At 28.1% G+C, this 21,181-nt stretch carries 21 protein-coding genes; 1 reads left to right on the forward strand and 20 read right to left on the reverse strand.

Going from position 1 to position 21,181, the window contains the following annotated elements:
* Positions 1 to 174: 174 nt before the first annotated feature.
* From N4A48_RS06890 to dapF, 18 genes are all read right to left on the reverse strand, one after another.
* Positions 175 to 810, reverse strand: coding sequence for a thiamine diphosphokinase (locus N4A48_RS06890; protein ID WP_293665125.1), 636 nt, complete (start codon positions 808 to 810; stop codon positions 175 to 177).
* A gap of 11 nt (positions 811 to 821) precedes the next feature.
* A complete protein-coding gene (rpe, locus tag N4A48_RS06895) occupies positions 822 to 1,478 on the reverse strand; it encodes a ribulose-phosphate 3-epimerase (protein ID WP_293665126.1) in 657 nt (218 codons plus the stop codon).
* Positions 1,479 to 1,480: 2 nt separating this feature from the next.
* Entirely contained in the window at positions 1,481 to 2,365 is an 885-nt protein-coding gene (rsgA, locus tag N4A48_RS06900; protein WP_293665127.1) for a ribosome small subunit-dependent GTPase A, read from the reverse strand.
* Between the two features lie 12 nt (positions 2,366 to 2,377).
* Complete coding sequence (gene pknB, locus N4A48_RS06905; protein ID WP_293665128.1) at positions 2,378 to 4,318, reverse strand: Stk1 family PASTA domain-containing Ser/Thr kinase; 1,941 nt, start codon at positions 4,316 to 4,318, stop codon at positions 2,378 to 2,380.
* 27 nt (positions 4,319 to 4,345) lie between these two features.
* Complete coding sequence (locus N4A48_RS06910) at positions 4,346 to 5,092, reverse strand: Stp1/IreP family PP2C-type Ser/Thr phosphatase (RefSeq protein ID WP_293665129.1); 747 nt, start codon at positions 5,090 to 5,092, stop codon at positions 4,346 to 4,348.
* A gap of 25 nt (positions 5,093 to 5,117) precedes the next feature.
* The gene (rlmN, locus tag N4A48_RS06915) at positions 5,118 to 6,152 is read right to left on the reverse strand and encodes a 23S rRNA (adenine(2503)-C(2))-methyltransferase RlmN (protein ID WP_293665130.1); all 1,035 of its coding nucleotides are present in this window, start codon (positions 6,150 to 6,152) and stop codon (positions 5,118 to 5,120) included.
* 8 nt (positions 6,153 to 6,160) lie between these two features.
* Complete coding sequence (gene rsmB, locus N4A48_RS06920) at positions 6,161 to 7,492, reverse strand: 16S rRNA (cytosine(967)-C(5))-methyltransferase RsmB (RefSeq protein ID WP_293665131.1); 1,332 nt, start codon at positions 7,490 to 7,492, stop codon at positions 6,161 to 6,163.
* A gap of 78 nt (positions 7,493 to 7,570) precedes the next feature.
* Positions 7,571 to 8,257, reverse strand: a complete 687-nt coding sequence (locus N4A48_RS06925; protein ID WP_293665132.1) for a zinc metallopeptidase — start codon at positions 8,255 to 8,257, stop codon at positions 7,571 to 7,573.
* Position 8,258: 1 nt separating this feature from the next.
* Positions 8,259 to 9,008 (reverse strand): DUF116 domain-containing protein, encoded by a 750-nt coding sequence (locus N4A48_RS06930; protein ID WP_293665133.1) that lies wholly within the window; start codon positions 9,006 to 9,008, stop codon positions 8,259 to 8,261.
* A 1-nt stretch (position 9,009) separates the two neighbouring features.
* A complete protein-coding gene (fmt, locus tag N4A48_RS06935) occupies positions 9,010 to 9,942 on the reverse strand; it encodes a methionyl-tRNA formyltransferase (RefSeq protein WP_293665134.1) in 933 nt (310 codons plus the stop codon).
* Positions 9,943 to 9,959: 17 nt separating this feature from the next.
* Positions 9,960 to 10,412 carry a peptide deformylase gene (gene def, locus N4A48_RS06940; RefSeq protein ID WP_293665135.1) on the reverse strand — a complete coding sequence of 151 codons (453 nt, stop codon included), beginning with the start codon at positions 10,410 to 10,412 and terminating at the stop codon, positions 9,960 to 9,962.
* A gap of 12 nt (positions 10,413 to 10,424) precedes the next feature.
* Positions 10,425 to 12,884: a primosomal protein N' gene (priA, locus tag N4A48_RS06945; RefSeq protein WP_293665136.1), complete on the reverse strand. Its 2,460-nt coding sequence runs from the start codon at positions 12,882 to 12,884 to the stop codon at positions 10,425 to 10,427.
* Positions 12,885 to 12,953: 69 nt separating this feature from the next.
* Positions 12,954 to 14,150: a bifunctional phosphopantothenoylcysteine decarboxylase/phosphopantothenate--cysteine ligase CoaBC gene (gene coaBC / locus N4A48_RS06950; protein ID WP_293665137.1), complete on the reverse strand. Its 1,197-nt coding sequence runs from the start codon at positions 14,148 to 14,150 to the stop codon at positions 12,954 to 12,956.
* Positions 14,151 to 14,153: 3 nt separating this feature from the next.
* Positions 14,154 to 14,408, reverse strand: coding sequence for a DNA-directed RNA polymerase subunit omega (rpoZ, locus tag N4A48_RS06955; RefSeq protein ID WP_293665138.1), 255 nt, complete (start codon positions 14,406 to 14,408; stop codon positions 14,154 to 14,156).
* 1 nt (position 14,409) lies between these two features.
* Positions 14,410 to 15,024, reverse strand: coding sequence for a guanylate kinase (gmk, locus tag N4A48_RS06960; protein WP_330665066.1), 615 nt, complete (start codon positions 15,022 to 15,024; stop codon positions 14,410 to 14,412).
* A gap of 14 nt (positions 15,025 to 15,038) precedes the next feature.
* On the reverse strand, positions 15,039 to 15,302 hold the full coding sequence (gene remA / locus N4A48_RS06965) for an extracellular matrix/biofilm regulator RemA (RefSeq protein ID WP_293665139.1): 264 nt from the start codon (positions 15,300 to 15,302) through the stop codon (positions 15,039 to 15,041).
* Between the two features lie 11 nt (positions 15,303 to 15,313).
* Positions 15,314 to 16,195, reverse strand: a complete 882-nt coding sequence (locus N4A48_RS06970) for a YicC/YloC family endoribonuclease (protein WP_293665140.1) — start codon at positions 16,193 to 16,195, stop codon at positions 15,314 to 15,316.
* On the reverse strand, positions 16,196 to 17,026 hold the full coding sequence (gene dapF / locus N4A48_RS06975; protein ID WP_293665209.1) for a diaminopimelate epimerase: 831 nt from the start codon (positions 17,024 to 17,026) through the stop codon (positions 16,196 to 16,198).
* A gap of 193 nt (positions 17,027 to 17,219) precedes the next feature.
* Between dapF and N4A48_RS06980 the strand changes: the two genes are divergently transcribed.
* A complete protein-coding gene (locus tag N4A48_RS06980; RefSeq protein WP_293665141.1) occupies positions 17,220 to 19,022 on the forward strand; it encodes an Rqc2 family fibronectin-binding protein in 1,803 nt (600 codons plus the stop codon).
* Between the two features lie 164 nt (positions 19,023 to 19,186).
* Here N4A48_RS06980 and N4A48_RS06985 read toward each other — a convergent pair whose 3' ends face one another.
* Positions 19,187 to 20,041: an Rpn family recombination-promoting nuclease/putative transposase gene (locus N4A48_RS06985; protein ID WP_293665210.1), complete on the reverse strand. Its 855-nt coding sequence runs from the start codon at positions 20,039 to 20,041 to the stop codon at positions 19,187 to 19,189.
* A gap of 909 nt (positions 20,042 to 20,950) precedes the next feature.
* Positions 20,951 to 21,073, reverse strand: a complete 123-nt coding sequence (locus tag N4A48_RS06990) for a hypothetical protein (RefSeq protein WP_293665142.1) — start codon at positions 21,071 to 21,073, stop codon at positions 20,951 to 20,953.
* Positions 21,074 to 21,181: the final 108 nt, after the last annotated feature.

Below are 21,181 nucleotides of genomic sequence, written 5' to 3' on the forward strand. Positions count from 1 at the left end.
CGAGAAAGTATTCTTATTTCTTTTTCTGTAAATATTTTATTACTCATTTTATCTTCCACCATTCGTCTTTTTTTCTATTATACATAAAAATACCCTATAGAATAGACTTTTTTTAGTGTCCACTCTATAGGGTACAGTATAGTATTTTAATACCCTTTATTTTGGGTTAGACACCTAATCCTTAGCCTTTATAACCAACACACACCCACTCTTAACACTTATTTCACACTTTTCACCAACTAAAACATTTGAGATACCCATTGATATACCAAATTTTAAATCATAGTCTTCAAGAGGATATTCAAGTCCTTTTAAAGTAAGTCCTAATGCATCTGAATATATAGGTATAACAGATATAATGTCCCCTTTTTTACCTGTAACTTGTATTTTTCCATCAGTTATATGTATCTCGTTATTTTCGTTTATTATTCTCGCTTTAATCCCTTTTTTTAAAAGAGAATATAAAAGGTTTATATTAGCAAGGGAATGGTCCATACGAGTTCCTAAAACCCCTATAAAGTCGATTTCTTTTGATCCTTTGTCTATAGCATAATCTATACATATTTCCGTATCTGTTTTGTCCTTTTTAGATGGAAATTTATTAAATTCTATATTCTTATCCATAAAATATTTTTTTACTTTATCATCTATAGAATCAAGATCTCCTATTATGATACTAGGATCTATATTCATATTGTATGCATGATTAGATGCTCCATCAGCACATATTATAAAATCATAATCATCTATTATATTTTTATAAAAATCATAATCATCCATACTTCCATTTGCTATTATTAAAGACTTCAATAAATCACTTCCTAAATCACTGAGTTTGATCTAAACTCTTGTACAGTCTTATTTATATCATCACTTCCAAATATAGCAGAGCCTGCAACAATAACATTAGCTCCGGCCTCTACTACTTTATGAACATTACTTGGCTTCATTCCTCCATCAACTTGTATTTCAAGGTTAAGATTTCTTTCATTTGCAAGTTCTCTAACCTCTTTTATTTTATCTATCATTCCTTCTATAAATGATTGTCCTCCAAATCCAGGGTTAACAGTCATTATAAGAACCATATCAAGTTCATCTATAACATGCTTTATAGTTTCTACAGGAGTTGCAGGATTTAACGATACACAAACCTTAACACCCTTTGATTTTATATTTTGTATTGTTCTATGAAGATGTGTACATGCTTCTTGATGTACTGTTATTATATCTGCACCAGCATTTACAAAACTTTCTATATAATTATCAGGATTTTCAATCATAAGATGAACATCAAACACCATATTTACATCTTTTCTTAAGCTTTTTACTATACCTGGTCCTAATGTAATATCAGGTACAAAGTGTCCATCCATTACATCTATATGCAAGTACTCACATCCTACACTCTCTACCTTTTTAATATCCTCTAATAATCTTGCAAAATCTGCTGAAAGTATTGATGGGGCTAATTTTATCATGTTTAGTACCTCCTATTTTTTTTTCTTATTTCATTTAATAGTTGTAAGTAGCTTTCATATCTTTGAGTAGTTATTTTCCCTTCATCAAGAGCATTTTTCACTCCACAATTTGGCTCATTCTCATGCAGACAGTTTCTATAAAACTTACAATCATCAGCATAATCATCAAACTCTATAAAATAATCCTTCAAGTCCTCAGGTTCTATGGAGTCTAATGTTAAAGAACTAAATCCAGGTGTATCAGCAACCATACCACCATCTTCTAGCTTTAGAAGCTGCGCATATCTTGTTGTATGCTTTCCTCTCTTTATCTTTTCACTTATACTTCCAGTTTCAAGGCTTAGATTTGAATCTATCTTATTTAAAAGGCTAGATTTTCCAACTCCAGATGGTCCAGCAAATACTACTATACTATTTTTTAGTTCATTTTTTACAAGTTGTATATTAATATCTTTTTTCGTACTTATAGGTATTACTTTATATCCTGCATTATTGTACACTTTTTTTACATTTTCATATTCTTTATTATCATCTAAATCTATTTTATTAATTACTATAATTACCTCTAGACCTTCTTTTTCAGCTAAAACTATAAATCTATCTAAAAGTGAAAAATGAGGTTGTGGATTTTTAATACTAAATACTATTATAGCCTTGTTTATATTTGCTATAGGAGGTCTTATTAATTCACTATCCCTTTTTTTTATGTCTTCTATTACACCCTTTTTTTCTTCTTCATTTACTACAGATATATCTACTATATCCCCTACAAGAGGTGTTACCTTTTTCTTTCTAAATATACCTCTAGCCTTACATTCATATATACCTTCCTTTGTATCTATATAATAAAAACCACCTATACCCTTTGTTATTCTACCATTTAACATATTTTTCTCCTTCTATTTAAATTCAGCTGTTGTTTTACCATAAAAAACATCATTTACATATATCTCATACTCTTTTGTTTGTCCTTCATAACCTTCAATAGGAACTGATATCATACTTCCTAACTCTTTTATATTTATTGTCTTATTATATATAGTGTTTGAAGTGTTTTTTTCTTTTTCTTTTATTACAACCTCTACAGTCTCATCTTCTTGTGGTAATTCAAATGATATTTGCTTTTCTATAATTTTCTTAGAAGGTTCTTCTACTACCTCTTCTTCTTCTTCATACTCATTTACTGTTAAGTCTATTTTTTTGCCTTCCTCAACATGCTGTCCACCCTTTAGACTTTGCCTAAGTATGACACCTTCTTTTTTATCTTTATCTTCTTCATATTTTATCTTTCCTATTCCTAGCTCAACTAATAATACTCTAGCATCTTCTAAAGTTTTTCCAACTATATTTGGTACCTTTACAAGTTTTACTTCTTCACCCTTACTAACTATGAAATCTATACCTGTTCCTTGTTCCACTTCTGTAAATGCCCTTGGTTTTTGACTTATTATAGTCCCTTCAGGTAATGAGCTAAACTCGTAGTCTATAACTCCTTCTTTCAAATCACTTTCTTTTAGTATATTTTCTACACTTTCAAGTGTTTTTCTAACCAAATTAGGAACAGTTACTGGCTCTCCGCCCTTACTTACATCAAATTTGACTGTTTGACCCTTTTTAATTGGACTTCCTGCTGATGGAGTTTGATTTATTATATGGTTTTTTTCTACTGATGAATCATATAATTCTTTTCTAATCCTAACATCAACACCTATTGCTTCAAGTCTAGTAGTAGCATCTTCTAGTGTATTATTTTCAAAATCTGGCATTTCATAATTTTGGACAATAAACAAATCTTTAATACTATATATCAAATATGCAATTGATAACGACATTACAAGTGCTAACAAAACACCTAGAATAGTCATCTTCTTTTTACTACTATTTTTCTTTTTAGATTTTTTTCTCATATTCGTATTAACACCTTCTTCTTTAAGTTGTTTAGGTATATTAGCTTTTAATTCTTCATTTAAAGAATTCAGTTTTTGAGTATGATAATTATCATACTCCTGCTCAAAATCAAGTTCTACATTGTTTTCTATATACTCTATATCATTTATTAATTCGTATGCACTTTGATATCTGTCAGATTGTTTTTTCTGAGTTAATTTATATAACAATCCTTTTATATCCTTTGGTATATTATCAGGTATATCTTTTTCAAAATCTATATATTCATTTATATGTTTTAAAGCTATATTTACAGGAGTATCCCCTCTAAATGGTACTTTTCCTGTTAACATTTCATACAAAACTATACCAAGGGAATAAAGGTCTGAAGTTTTATCTATATACCCACCTCTAGCTTGCTCGGGAGAAAAGTAGTGTACAGAACCTATTACATTACCAACTACAGTTATAGTTGAACTGGTCGTAGCTTTTGCTATACCAAAATCTGCAACCTTTGCTACATTATCTTCTGATATCAATATGTTGTGTGGCTTTATATCTCTATGTACTATCCCATTTTTATGTGCTTGATTTAATGCCATAGCTATTTGCTTCATTATATCAAGTGCATAAGAATAGTCTAGTGCTCCTTTTTTCTTTATTAAATCTTTAAGATTCATACCATCCACATATTCCATTACTATATAGTTTATCTCTTCATCTTGTCCTACATCGTATATATTAACAATATTAGGATGAGTAAGCCCTGCTGATGCTAATGCTTCATTTTTAAATTTCAAAAGAAATTCTTCGTCATTGCTAAATTCGGGTCTCAAAACTTTGATAGCTACAATTCTATTTAAAATAGTACATCTAGCTTTATATACAAATGCCATTCCCCCATCGCCTATTTTATCTAATATTTCGTATCTATCATTAAACATCTTCTTCATAAACTGTATCACCAACTCTCTGTTTAATTAAATTGTTATACATATAACTGATATATTGTCTTTACTGCCATTTTTCTTTGCCATATCAACCATTTTACTACAACATTTTTTTAAATCATCGTTATTTATCAATATATTATTTAAATCATCTATAGTTACCGAATTTGTAAGACCATCAGTTGCCATTACTATTTTATTATCTTTTTCTAACATTTCTTTATAAAAATCTATTTTTATAAATTCATCGGTTCCTATTGCCCTTGTTATTACATTTCTTTGAGGATGAGTAAGAGCTTCTTTTTCTGTTATAGCGCCTTCATCTATAAGTTCTTGAACTAGAGAATTATCTTTTGTAACTTTCTTTATATAATCATCAGTAAATAAACAACAGCTACTATCTCCAATATTTGCTATGTATAAATCTTTTTTATGAATTATAGAAGTTGTAAGAGTAGTCCCCATACCCTTATATTTATCCTCGTATAAAGACGTTTTATATACTATAGCATTAACATACTTGTAAGCTTGCCTTAATACAGATTTAACCTCTATGTAATTATCAAAATTCACATTCACTAAATTCTTTTTTAAAAAGTACAGTATGTTTTCTACAGATAATTTACTAGCTACTTCTCCTTTTTTATGACCACCCATGCCATCTGCTATGGTAAATATAGCTATTTCTTGATTATCGTGTTCTATAATTTCATAGCCACAAAAATCTTCATTTTGTTTTCTTTTATTTCCTATATCAGATAAAATATGATACTTCATAAAATCACACCCCAATCAAAGGACCTTACTGTTGTTTTATATGTTTTCTTCTTAACTGTCCACAAGCTCCCTTAATATCACTTCCCATTTCTCTTCTTATAGTACAATTAATTCCCGCTTGTTTCAAGTTTTCTTTAAATTTATACACATAATTTTTGTCTGGTTTTTCGTAACTTCTTTCTTCAACTTTATTTATAGGTATTAAATTTACATGACATAGAATTCCTTTTAATTTATTACCTAAAAGCTTCACATCTTCTTTTTTGTCATTGACTCCCTTTATAAGTGAGTATTCAAATGTAATTCTTCTATTAGTTTTTTGTATATAATATCTACAAGCCTTAATAATTTCATCTATAGTATATGATTTTGCTATTGGCATTATTTCTCTTCTAGTATTTTCATCTGCTGCGTGAAGTGATATAGCTAAGTTTATAGGAATATTCATATCAGCAAGCTCATATATTTTAGGTACTATTCCACAAGTAGAAAGAGTTATATGTCTATATCCTATATTAAGACCATTCTTCTCATTTACTATTTCTAAAAACTTTTTAACATTCTCAAAATTATCAAAAGGTTCTCCGCTTCCCATTAATACAATGTTTGATACTCTAGTTTTAATATCTTTTTGAATTTGAAGAACTTGATCTAATATCTCCCACGGCTCTAAATTTCTTTCTAAACCATCTATTGTAGATGCACAGAAATTACATCCCATTCTACAACCAACTTGAGTTGATATACAAACAGATACTCCATGTTCGTACTTCATCATAACGCTCTCTATTATATTTTTATCTTCAAGTGCAAACAGATATTTTATAGTTCCATCTATTTTAGATTCAAATTTCTTATATATTTCCAATTTTCCAAGCTTTGATCTTTCTGATAGTTTTTTTCTTAGATCCTTAGAAATATTACTCATATCATCTATAGAGTCTATTTCTTTATATATCCAACTAAAAATTTGATTCCCCCTAAATGGTTTTTCTCCTATTTCCTTCATAAATTCCTTCATATCATTTTCAGTTAAAGATTTTAAACATACCTTATTCATTTAAATCACTACCTTGTCCTTCTTAATTTAGCTATAAAAAATCCATCCATTCCATGTATATTAGGATATAGCTTTATGTATCCATCTTCTTGATTTTCTAGATCAACATTTATATTTTGTATTGGTTCAAGTTTGAAATCATCGTTTAGTTTTAAAAATTCATTTACTATATCTATATTTTCTCTATCTTCTATTGTACATGTACTATATATTAATAATCCACCTTTTTTTACATATTTAGAGTTATTTTGAAGTATTATTTTCTGAATCTTGGGTATATCTTCTAAATCCTTTTTCTTTTTATATTTTATTTCAGGCTTTCTTCTTATTATACCAAATCCAGAACAAGGTGCATCAACTAACACTGTGTCAAATTTTTCTATACTTTTATTATCAAGCTCTGTAGCATCAAATTTTTGAATATCTACATTATTAAGTCCCAGTCTTTGTGTATTTTCTTTTATAAGCTTTAGTTTGTGGTCGAATATATCTCTAGCTACAACTGTTCCTGTATTCTTCATTAAACTAGCTAAATGAGTAGTCTTTCCTCCCGGTGCTGAACACACATCTAATATATTTTCATTTTCCCTTGGGTTTATAACATGACCTATTATCATAGAGCTTATATCTTGAATTTGAAAATATCCTTTTTTATATAGTTCGTTATTTTCTATATTTTTAAGACTCTTCACTCTTATCGCTTCTTTAACTAATTTAACTGCTTCACACTGAACCCCTTGTTCTTCTAGCTTTTTGATTAAATCTTCTCTTGATATTTTTACTTCATTAGTTCTTAAGTATAAATCTGGTTTCTCGTTATTTTCCTGAACAAGTTCTTCAGTGAAATCTTCTCCAAATTTATCTATCCAATTTTTAATAATCCATTCTTCATAAGAGTACTTTATAGATAAGTACTTTACTATATCTTTGCTTTTTTCAGGATACTTTATATCATTTTGATTTCTAACAACATTTCTAAGTACTCCATTAACAAATCCTGATGCTTTTTTGCAGTACTTTTTAGATAAATTTACGCTTTCATTTACAGCTGCAAAATCCTTTGTGCTATCTAGGAATAATATCTGATATATCCCCATTTGAAGAATATTTCTAACATGAGGAGATAATTTTTTAGCCTTTATCTTTGAAAATTTATTTATTACATAATTTAAGAAATATTTATTCTCTGTAACACCATATATAAGTTCTGTACAAAATCCTCTATCCATATCTTTTAGATTACTCTCTCTTAAATATTTGTTAACTCCTAAGTTAGAGTATAATCCATTATTTTCTATATCATATATAGCATTAAGTGCTATCTCTCTACTGCTTTTCATTCTCTTCTCTCCTTTAAAATTCGTCTACGCAAAAAAACCATATTATTTTTATTTCAAAAAATAATATGGGATTTGTTTTTAGTCGTCTCTACTACTTAAAATTAACAATCTAACTAATTGAAGTATAGCACTAGCTGCCGCTGCTACATAAGTAAGGGCTGCTGCATCTAGCACCTTCTTACTATATTTTCTTTCTTCAGTTGTTATTAAACTATTAGCAACAAGTTGATCTATAGCTCTTGATGATGCATTAAATTCAACAGGAAGTGTCACAACTTGGAATAATACAGCACCAGAAAATAAAAGTATACCTATTTTTAATAACGAAGGTATAACTAAAAAGCCTACCATTATAAATATCCAAGACATAGATGAACTTATATTTACTATAGGAACTAAATTATTTCTAAACGCAAGTGGAAAATACGCTTCTCCATGTTGAATAGCATGGCCAACTTCATGAGCTGCTACTGAAACAGAGGCTATAGACGTTCCATGATATACATCATTTGAAAATCTTAAAACTCTACTTCTAGGATCATAATGATCACTAAGCCTTCCGTGAGTCAACTCTATATCTACATTTCTAAGTCCATTTTTATCTAGTATATATCTAGCCACCTGAGCTCCTGTATATCCCCTTTGGCTGTATACTCTTAGATATTTATTAAAGGTTGTTTTAACCTTAGTTTGAGCATATACTGCAAATAACATAGCTGGAATTAATAAAATCATAGTTGGGTCAAATCCATAATAAGGATACATCCTAATTACCTCCTAAGAAAAATTTAATGGCCTCTTCTACCTTTTCAATATCTATTTCTGTATTAAAACAAGGTCCATTTGGTCTTTTGTTTAGTATACCTATTACGTGAAACTTAGATACATCCTGTATTCCACTGGTTAAATCTCTCTCACACGCAATAGCTATTACAGCTTTTGGTTTATTCTCTATTATTATTTTTCTAGCTAGAGTTCCTCCAGTTGCAACAAAGGCCTTCACATTATATTTTTGCTTTAGTTTAACTAAATCCTGCACATTGCACTGTCCACACTGTCTACAATTATCTATATCATTTGTAACCTTATATTTACAAAAGTTTTTTTGTAGACAGTGAGGTGTTATAAGCATTATATCCTCTGCTTTAAAGTTATATTTATTAGAATATATATAATTATTATTTAAAATCACATATACTTTTCTAATATCATTTTTAGGTATAGAGAATATTTTAGTAGTAATTATTATAAGAGGATACATACCATTTACTATATTCAAATTAATTTTCATTATATTCCTACTTATTTTTTTGCCTTTTAAAATAAGATAAGATACTATTGATGATAATATTATTACTGTTATTATTATCATCAATAGTATATTTAATAATGTAATACTTATACTAACAAACTTCATATCTTTACTATAGATCACGAAATTAACTAGTTTATATACTAAAGCAAAGAATAGAGCTATTACACCCATTAAGTATATGAATTTTTTTTCATTATTCATATTATTCACCCAGTATTAATGTTTTATCTATTTGATTTCCTCTTATATAATCTTTGACTTGCATTCTTTTTTTACCAGGCATTTGAATTTCTTTTACGAGCAAATTAGTCGTTCCCGTTGATACTTCGATTCCATCTTCTGTTACATCTATTATACTCCCAGGTATTTTATCTGAAGTTGACTTAAGTACCTTTGATGACCATATCTTCATAGTATCTCCTTTATACTTCGTAAATGAACTTGGCCACGGATTAGTACCCCTTATAAGATTAAATATATTTTTACATTCATCATCCCATTTTATATTGCCAAGGCTTTTATCCATTATAGGAGCATAGCTAGATTTTGAATCATCTTGTTTTTCTCTTTTTAGATTATTATCCTTTAATAACTTTAAAGTATCTCTTAGAACTTCTCCTCCAAGTGTGCACATTCTACTATAAAGCTCACCTGCAGTTTCGTCTTCCCCTATATCAAGCTTTGCTTTTAATATCATATCTCCTGTATCAAGTCCTTCATCCATATACATAGTTGTAATACCCGTAGTTTTTTCTCCATTTATAACAACCCAATTTATAGGAGCTGCACCTCTATACTCGGGTAATAGAGATCCATGTACATTTATACACCCGAACTTTGGTATATCAAGTATTTCTTTTGACAGTATTTGTCCAAATGCAACAACTATTATAACATCTGGATTCATCTCTTTTAATACTGATACGAATTCTTCAGATTTAACCCTTTTGGGCTGATGTACTTCTATCCCATGCTTTAGTGCCTCCTCTTTAACAGGTGGCATACTCATTTTCTTTCCTCTTCCTTTTGGCTTATCTGGTTGAGTTATAACCGAAGCAACATCAAATCCTTCTTCTATTAAAACCTTTAATGATGGTACTGCAAAATCTGGTGTTCCCATAAATACTGCCTTCATCTATATCACCTCTTTAATTATCCTTGAAGTTTTCCTTCTACCTTATCTGTAAATAAAATGCCTTCTAAATGATCTATCTCATGGCAAAGTGCTCTAGCCAATAACCCTTTACCCTCTATTATAAATTCTTCTCCATCCCTATTGAAAGCTCTAACCTTTACATTATCAGGTCTAGTTACTTTTCCAAACTTTCCAGGAACACTTAAGCATCCTTCATCATCAGTTTGTTTTCCAGATGCTTCTATTATTTCAGGATTTATAAGCTCTATTAATCCCTCACCTACATCTATAACTACAACTCTTTTTAATATTCCAACTTGAGGAGCTGCAAGACCTACACCATCTGCGTGTCTCATAGTCTCTGCCATATCTTCAAGTAGTGTTATTATCTTAGAATCTATTTTGTCAACTTTTCTGGATTTTTTTCTTAAAACCTCATCCTTATCTTCTCTTATATTTCTAAGTGCCATTCTAATTCCTCCCTATAATATATTAAATGGATTTATATCTATACTTATTTTTATATCATTATCAAATATAAATCTTCTTTTTTGTATACATATATACTTTATTATACTCTTTAACAGTTTTATTTCAACATTTAAATCTTTCACAAGTATCTGCCATCTATAGTTTTTGTTTATCTTAGATATTATGCACGGATTTGGTCCTAATATAAAATCAAAAGAATCATATCCTTTTTTTCTAAGAAGATAAACTATAGAATCATAAAGTTTTTGAATATTATTTATAACTTTTTTTTCATCCTCACCAGATATAACTACGCTTATCATATTATCAAAGGGTACGTAATTAAAAGCCTGCCTTATTTTTATTTCATCATTATAAAAACCTTCAAAATCATGCTCTACAGCATGTTTTATTGCATAATGATCTATATCGTAAGCTTGAAGTATAACCTTACCAGCTAAATATGCTCTTCCTGAACGCCCAGCAACTTGGCTTATAGTTTGAAATGCTTTTTCAGAGCTTCTAAAGTCAGGTATTTTAAGAGTCATATCTCCACATAAAATTCCAACCAATGTTACATCCTCAAAATCAAGTCCCTTACCTATCATCTGTGTTCCTATTAATATGTCTGCATTTCTATTTTTAAACTCATTTAATATCTTCTCATGAGCTCCTTTTTTAGATGTAGTATCTTTATCCATTCTTAAAACTCTAGCATTTTCAAAGTATTTTTTTATTTCTTCTTCTATCCTTTGAGTACCTAATCCAAACTCTTTTATATAGTTACTTCCACAACTTGGGCACTCGCTTAATTTTCTTTCTTCAAATCCACAGTAATGGCATTTTGCTTTATTAATTCCTTTATGATAAGTTAGTGATATTTCACAGTTTGAGCATTTGAATGTATATCCACATTTTCTACAAGATATAAAACTTGCATATCCTCTTCTGTTCAAAAACAGTATGCTTTGATTATTATTCTTAAGATTATTTTTTATCTCTTCATATAATCTTGAACTAAATATAGTTTTATTTCCTTTGTCAAGCTCTTCTTTCATATCAACTACTTCTATCTTAGGCATTTCTTTATTGTTAGCTCTTTTTTTAAGCTCTATCAGTTCATATTCACCTGTTTTTGACCTATAATATTCTTCTATAGATGGAGTTGCAGACCCCAATATTAGTGTTGAATTTTCTATTGTTGCTATAAACTTAGCAACCTCTATAGTAGAGTATTTAGGATTCGAATCTGATTTATATGAGCTTTCATGAAACTCATCTATTATTATAACACCTAAGTTATTAAAGGGAGCAAACAAAGCCGACCTTGCACCTATTACAATTTTGGCTTTTCCTTCTCTCACTCTCCTATATTCATCATATTTTTCACCACTAGAAAGTTTACTATGAAAAACAGCAATTATATCACCAAAACTATTCTTAAACCTTGCTATTGTCTGAGGTGTTAAAGAAATTTCAGGAACTAAAACTATACTATCTAACCCTCTATTTAAGGCCTCTTTTATTGTATTTATATATACCTCAGTCTTACCACTACCAGTCACTCCATGAAGTAAAAATGGTGTTTTATTATAATCATCAATAGAATACTTTAGTTTTTTTAAAGCTTCAATTTGCTCATTATTTAAATTTATATTTTTTTCTTTTATTTTATAGTCTAATTTAGGCTTTCTGTAATAATCTAGTTTTTGAATATTCACGTATCCTTTTTTTATCAAAGAATCTATAGATTTTTTAGTAACATTTAATATACTCATAACATCATTTATTTCTGCATTTTCATTATCCTTTAAAAAACCTATAATTTGAGCTTGCTTGAATGCTCTTTTTTTATTTAATGATTCTATCAAATCATCTATATTTGTCTTAACATTTAAACTTATATTCTGAATATACTTTTCATTTTTTATATTCTTATACTCCCAATGTATATCTAATATTTTCTTATCTTTTAATTTCTTTATAGTATTATTGACACTCTTTCCAAACTTAACTACAAGCTTGTCTATTTTCATTTGATTCTTATTATTCTTTATTTCATCTATTAAACTCTGTTCTTTTGAGCTAATATTATCATATTGAAAATATATTAATGTTACAACCTTGTAATTAGTAAGCCTAACTCCCTTAGGATATATACAGTTTATAGCATCCATAAATGTGCATATATATTCTTCTCTCATCCACTTTACAAGTTCTATATCTCTTTGCTTAAGTATAGGAGTTTTGTCTAATATATCTATAATTTCTTTCACTCTAAAATTCCCATCTTTTTCAGATGATATATCAAATACAAATGCCTCTATGGGCTTATTAGCTTTCCCAAAGCTTACTAAAACTCTATGGCCTATTCTTATTTCATCCATTAAAAATTCTGGGATTTTATAAGTATAAAGTTCATCCGTATAATTAGAATTATTACTGACTATAACCTTTGCATATTTTTCCATGAACTACACCTACTTTATAATATAAAAGTCCAATATTATTTTAAATAATATAGGACTTTTATATTATAGCTATTTTGATAACATCTTTACTTTATCTAATATAATATTAGATATTTCATATTTTTTCATTTTAGGATATTCTTGTATATTTCCATTCTTGTCTATTATTTTAACTATATTGGTATCAACAGCAAAGCCTGCTCCTTCTTGAGTCAAATCATTTGCTACTATAAAATCTAGATTTTTCTTTTCTATTTTTTTCTTAGCATTTTGAATTAAATCATTGGTTTCTGCTGCAAATCCAACTAATATCTTATCCTTTTTTATTTTTCCTATTTCTTTTAATATATCTTTATTTCTATCTAATTCTAGAATTAAATCATCATCAGATTTTTTAATTTTAGAATTAGATATATTCTTAGGCTTATAATCAGCAACAGCAGCTGATTTTATTATAATATCATTTTCATCTAAATTATCTATAACAACATCATACATTTGTTTAGCTGATTCTATCTGTATAAATTTAGAAACTCCCTTAGGTATATCTAGATTCGTTTTTCCAGATACAAGTGTTACATTGGCGCCTCTTTCTATAGCCTTTCTAGCTATTGAATAACCCATTTTTCCACTAGATCTATTAGTTATATACCTTACAGGATCTATATTTTCTATAGTTGGTCCAGCTGTTATTAATATATTTTTATCTGTTAAGTCTTGCTCTAGTATTAAAATATCACACACTTTATCAACTATAGACTCAGGAGAAGCTAGCTTTCCTTTACCTATATCTCCACAAGCTAATCTTCCTGATTCAGGTTCAACGAATTTACACCCAAGTTCTTCAAGTTTTGATATATTATTTTGGACTATTTTATTTTCATACATATTAGTATTCATAGCAGGAGCTATCAAAACTTCAGCTTTTGTAGCCATAACAGTAGTAGAGAGCATATCATCTGCTATCCCATTTGCTATTTTACCTATTATATTAGCAGTTGCAGGAGCTATTAAAAACAAATCTGCCCACTGAGCTAACGATATATGCTCAACATCCCAAGTTTTTAATTCATCAAACATATCTACAACAACAAAATTTTGGCTTAGAGATTGAAATGTCAATGGTGTTACAAATTCTGCAGCCGATTTTGTCATTATAACTTTAATATTTGCATTTAACTTTTTAAATCTACTCACAATATCACATGCTTTATATGCAGCTATTCCACCTGATACTCCGATAACTATATTCTTTGAGCTTAACATTTTTTACTCCTCTTTATTTTCTACTTCTATAGGTTCTTCTTTTCCTTCATTTTCTATTTCTTCAGCAGTCATAGGTCTATAGTTTATTTTATCTTCATATACTTCTTGAGTAGCTACATCAACAGGCTTTATTTCTTTTGTTTTTACTAATTCTTCCTCACCTTCTATTAAGTGTCTCGCTCTCTTAGATACAGCTATTACTAAGTTGTATCTATTATCTATTTTCTTTAAAAGATCGTTTATTGATGGGTATAACATATTATAATTCCTCCTTAAATTTCTTTATTATATTATTTTTGTACCTACATACCTTGTTCTTTTCTGCATTAATTATATTTTCAAGTTCAAAAGTAGATCTATCAACATCTTTATTCATTATGAAATAATGGTAGTTTTCAATCTTCTCTATTTCAAATATAGCACTTCCAAATCTTTTATTAATATCTGCTTCGGTTTCTGTTCCTCTTTTTACTATTCTATTTTTTAATTCATCTAGTGATGGAGGAAGTATAAATACAAATACTCCATTGGGATATCTATCTTTTACACTCATAGCTCCTTGTATATCTATTTCAAGCAATACATTTTGACCTTTACTTAAAGTATCCATTACTGCTTCCTTTGGAGTTCCATAGAAATTATCGTATACCCTAGCATACTCTAAAAACTCATCATTTTCTATCATATTTTCAAATTTTTCTTTAGATATGAAATGATAGTTTATGCCATCCACTTCACCTTGTCTAGGCTGTCTAGTTGTTGCAGAAACAGAAAGATGTATATCTTCATTTCTACTTAAAAGTTCTTTGCATATAGTTCCTTTTCCAGCTCCAGATGGACCTGAAACTACTATTAAAAGTCCTTCTCTTTTCATCAGTACCTTCCTTCCTATTCTTCATTATTATTTTCTTCTTTTAATTCAAGTCTATGTGCAACTGTTTCTGGCTGAACAGCAGAAAGAATTATATGCTGGCTATCAGTTATAACTACAGCCCTAGTTCTTCTACCATATGTTGCATCTATAAGCATATGTTTTTCTCTTGACTCTTGTATCATTCTCTTTATAGGGGCAGATTCAGGACTAACTATAGCTACTATTTTATTTGCTGAAACTATATTTCCAAATCCTATATTTATAAGTTTTATTCCCATTCTTATTTCTCCTATTCTATATTTTGAATTTGCTCCCTGATTTTTTCTAATTCACTTTTTATTTCAACTACAAGCTCAGTTATTTTTAAATCTGAAGATTTAGAACCTATTGTGTTTACTTCTCTGTTCATCTCTTGAATTAAGAAATCTATTTTTCTACCTATTAAATCATTTAAGTCTATATTTTTTTCAATCTGCTTTATATGACTTTTAAATCTAACAAGTTCTTCTGTTATACTGCTTTTATCAGCATATATAGCAACTTCTTGTATTAATCTATTCTCATCTATTTCAATAGAATCCTTAAGTAATTCTTTTATTCTATTTTCCAGTTTATCCTTATATTCAGCAACTACATTATATGAATTTTTCTCTATTTCATCAATATATTTTTCTAAAAGATTACATCTTAATTTAACATCTTGAGAGAGTCTTTCTCCTTCTATTTTTCTCATATCTTTCAAGTTTATAAGAGCATTTTCAACCGCTTCCTTCAAGCAGTTCCATATAGCTTTTTCATCATCTTCTTTTTCCTCTATTTTTATCATTTCTGGAAACTTAGCTATATTCATAACAGATATATCATCTTTTACATCAAATTCATTTTTTATCTTTATAAGCTCATTATAATACTGAGATGCAAGATTTGAATCTAGCTTTAAGTTTATATCAGATTCTCCTATTATCTCATATCTTACAAAGATATCTACTCTACCTCTTTTAATATAATTTTTTGCAAGCATTCTTATATCTTCTTCCAGAAAAGATATCTTTCTTGGAATTTTAACACTTATATCGGTATACTTGTGATTTACACTTTTGGCTTCTATAATGAAATTAAATTTTTCATTACTATTTTCACCTCTACCAAATCCAGTCATACTAATTGCCATTTATTTAACCTCCAATAATCCTTCGCATATTTTAACAGCAGGTCCATTCATATAAATCGTATCCTCAGTAACCTCTATAAATAACTTTCCACCTTCTGATTCCACATTAACTTTGTCTGATACTAATTCTAAGTAATTAGCTATTACAACAGATGAACATATTCCAGTTCCACATGCAAGAGTATATCCACATCCTCTTTCCCAAGTAAATACCTTTATATTATTTTCATCTATTACCTTAACAAAGTTTACATTAGTTTTTTGTGGGAATATATCTAATTTTTCAATTTCCGGACCATAGTTTAATATGAATTCTTTATCTATTTTATCTACAAATACAACACTGTGAGGTACTCCTATTAATATAGATGATATATTAATACTTACACCATCTATTTCTATTTTTTCATTTATAAAAATATCCTTTTCAGTATTTACAGGTACAGCCTTTGGGTCAAAATTTGCTTTTCCCATATTTACCTTGATATTTTCTATTTTATTATTTTTAACATCTATACTGATATTTTTTATTCCATCTAGGGTCTTTACTTTAAACTCTGTTTTATCTACAAGCTTATTGTCATATATAAATTTTGCAAAGCATCTTATTCCATTTCCACACATTTTAGCTATTGAACCATCTGAATTATAATAAACCATTTGAGCATCGGCATCATCTGTTTTTTTATAAACTAAAATCCCATCAGCTCCTATTCCAAAATGTCTATGGCAGACATTTTTTGCAAATTCAGAATAATCATCTATAATATATGTTTCACCATCCACTGCTATAAAATCATTTCCAGCTCCATGTAGCTTCCAAAATTTAATCATCGTATTTACCCCCTTGAAGATTTATTATATATTAATTTTTATTAAAATAAACAAATTATCGCTTAAATATTACGATTTTGTAATATTTATTCTTAATTATACCAGTATTATCTTGTATTTGTATAATTTTATGAGATATACTACTTGTAAGAATGAATATTTAAACATAATAAGAAGGGAAGGTTTAATAATGGCATTAGATGGATTAGTTATAAACTCATTAGTTAAAGAACTTTCATCTCAATTAGTAGATGGTAAAATAGATAAAATATATCAACCAGAAGATGATGAGCTTCTTTTTAATATAAGAAGTAATAATACTAATTATAAATTATTGATAAGTGCTAATAGTTCAAATCCAAGAGTTTACACTACAAACTCTTATAATAAAAAAAATCCTATAAAAGCACCTTTATTCTGTATGCTTCTTAGAAAGCATATACAAAATGGAAGAATAATAAAAATAGAGCAACCTGATTTTGAGAGAATAATAAAGATAACTATAGAATCTTTAGATGAACTTAAAATAAGAAAATCAAAAGATTTGATAATAGAGATAATGGGAAGGCATAGCAATATAATACTTGTAGATAATGAAGAGAACAAAATACTGGATTCTATCAAAAGAATACCTCTTAGTGTAAGTAGATATAGACAAGTTCTTCCAGGTCAAAAATACATAAATCCACCATCTCAAAATAAGCTAAATCCAGTGGATAATATAGACGAAAAAACATTCATAGATACACTTTTAAATTCTTCTAAATCAGAATTATATAAGTCAATCTATTCTTCATTTGAGGGTATTAGCCCTGTTGTGGCAAAAGAAATTTGTACTAGAGCGCATTTAGATATAGATATTAATATAAATCATATAGATAGAAAAGATTTCAAATCATTATATGAAATATTTAATAGGTTGTTTAATCAAATAAAAAACAATATTTTCTTTCCTTGTATAGCTATAGATAAGAGATTAAATAAAATTATAGACTTTAGCTGTATAAAGCTTACTATGTTTAATCATTACTCTTTTATAGAAAATGATAGCATCAACTATATACTTGAAACCTATTATTTAGAGAAAGATGTTAAGGAAAGAATACATCAAAAATCTCAAAGTCTTAGAAAAAGTATATCCAATAAATTAGATAGACTATATAAAAAATCTAAAAAACAAAAAGAAGAATTACTAGAATCTAAAAATGCAGATAAATATAAGATAAATGGTGAACTTATAACTTCTTATATATACATGATTCAAAAAGGTATGGATGAAGTTGAAGTGGCTAATTTTTATGACCCTAATAGTGAAAATGTACTTATAAAATTAGACAAGAGACTTACCCCTTCTGAAAATGCTCAAAAATATTTTAAGAAATACAATAAACTTAAAACTGCTTTAATTGAAATAACTGAGCAACTTAAAATAACTGAGGAAGAAATAAATTATCTTGAAAATATAATGCTAAGTATAACAAACTGTGAGAGTATTGATGAACTAGACGAAATAAAAGAAGAGCTTATTAAGGTAGGTTATGTAAAAGGAAAAGTTAAAGATAAATCTAAGAAAAACAAAGAAAAAAATGTTTTAAAGACTGCTCCTTACGAGTTTTTATCTTCTGACGGACTTAAGATATTCGTTGCTAAGAACAACAAACAAAACGATTATTTAACATTAAAGATGGCTACAAATAACGATATATGGCTTCATACTAAGAATATACCAGGCTCTCATGTTATAATAAAATCTGACGGAGGCGAAATTCCTGAATCTACTATATTTGAAGGAGCAATGCTTGCTGCTTATTACAGCAAGGGAAAGATGTCCTCTAAGGTTCCTGTTGATTATACATTGAAGAAGAATGTTAAAAAGCCTAGTGGTGCAAAGCCTGGAATGGTTATTTATGAGACTAATAGTACTATGTATGTAACGCCTCTTGAGGAAGAAATAGTTAAGATAAAGAATAATACTAATTTTATTGATAATTAATCTTGTAAATCATGTGCTTACTCTCAAAATAAATGGCATCAAAATATCTCTCATGTATTAAATATTTTAATGCCATTTATTTTTTAAGTCTATCTCTTAAAGCTTAAATGTATGCTATATTTTTTAATCAACTAAAAAACATAATATACTTCGTATTTAAATATCTAATTATTTTCTTTTTCTAATATTTCCCTTAAATTGATTATCTCCTTTTCAGATAATTTCGTAACCTCTTTTACAAAAGATATCTCCATACCTAGCTTTAATAAATTCTTAGCAGTTTCTATTATTCCTTGTTGTAATCCTTGTTTTATTCCATCATTCTTTGCCTTGCTAAGTGCACTAACTTTATCCTTTAATATTTTAGATCTTATCTCATAAATCATTCTTTGCTCATCATTATTACTTAGCTTTACAAGTTCGTCTTTTGCTTCTTTTATTTCTTCTATACTCATCTCTAATTTTCTGACTTTTTCACTTTCAGGATTCTTTAAGAATTCAGTCCATGCAACTAGCATATCCTTTTCATCACTATCTTTCTTAAGCTTCGGTATTTCTATAAAGTGAATCTCCATTATGTCAGTTAGTTCCTCGTTAGTTTCTTTTTCTTTTAATAAATATCCATTATGAAATCTATCATTTTTAAGATATTTAAAGTTAAGTATATTTATACATATAGTTCTTGATAAAGTAGAATAATTATCTCCTTCACCAAGTTGTTCTTCATATAATTTACTCCAATAATAAAGACTTCTCTTTATCATATTGTATTCGTTCTTTAACTGTATTTCTATATTTATTATTTCATTATTGCTTGTTGTGGCTTTTACATCTAATCTTGAGAATTTATCTTCTACAAAATGCTTTTCTAAATCAGTATTTTGTATTTCAACATCTGTTATTAAGTTTTTTGGCTTAAGTATTGCGTTTAAAAATGATATTAGTATTTTGGGATGTTTGCTTGATCCAAATATATTCTTGAACACAAAATCTATTTTTGGATCTAATAATCCTTTCATCACAATAACACCTCCAGTTTATATTGTTATAGATTTATAATATTGTTCCTTCTTTTATATTAGATATATTCTAATTATACCATAAATCCTTTTTCTCATTTGTATATTATTGTAAGGGTACTATCGCTTCTAAGGTTTCTTTTAGTTATACTTAAACCCAAAATAAATGGCATCAAAATACCGCTCATGTATTAAATATTTTTATAAAATATTTAAATCATTCGCTAACATTTTGTGCGTCCAGCTAAGCTGAGTTATACTAGCTGGTGAAATTCCGAAGCCTAGTAGCCAAGGTGTGAAGCGTGAGGGCAATGTCATAAAGTTTAAATGTTATAAATTCACATTTAAAAGTTGCTGATAAATTTTTTTCTCTAATATACTTTTTAAACTTTTATACTTTAACTTGATTAAATATAATTTCTTGCAAATTCCAACTATTTTAGTGCAAGTTAATTACACTCACATCATTTTTGAAGTGATTTTCATTTATTCTTTCATAAAATTTATTTTTTGAAATATATTACAAAGATCTTTTACGATTAATTTTATATTTGCCTCTTGACACACTATCTTTTCTTGGATATTGCCTTCCTGTTCTTATGGGAATAGTATTTTTGGAGGATTCTTTTATTATTTTTTTAATATACGTCTCCTTTTAATAGCACTTTCTTCTAACATCATTATTATTAGTTTATCTTTTAAATTTCCAATAATCGAATATACAAGAAGCTTTCGCTCTTGCAACTTTATTTTTCTGATTTTCTATATATCCAAATTCTTCTCTTAATAGTTTGGTATCAGGTAATTGAATTACACTTCCATCAATTGCACTTAATCTATATCCATTCCATAATTCATAGTCAAATGCATCCTTATAAACAACTTCATTTATTGTATCGTTTCTTTAAATCACATTTTTCTCTCCCTTGTGAAATATGTTTCCTTAGTTCTATTAATACATTTAAATGTATAATCTTCAATTAAATTAATACCCATCAGAACTGCTTTATCAAACCTATTTTTTAATTCCATTATTATCCCCCTTGTATAATGTAGTTATAACATTTGATAGAAAACTTTCTAATTCTCTAACGAACATTAATAACTTTTCTTAAATTTTAATAATTCATAAAATCCTAT

Source organism: Tepidibacter sp., from assembly GCF_025210165.1.
In the GTDB taxonomy this organism is placed as follows: domain Bacteria; phylum Bacillota; class Clostridia; order Peptostreptococcales; family Peptostreptococcaceae; genus Tepidibacter_A.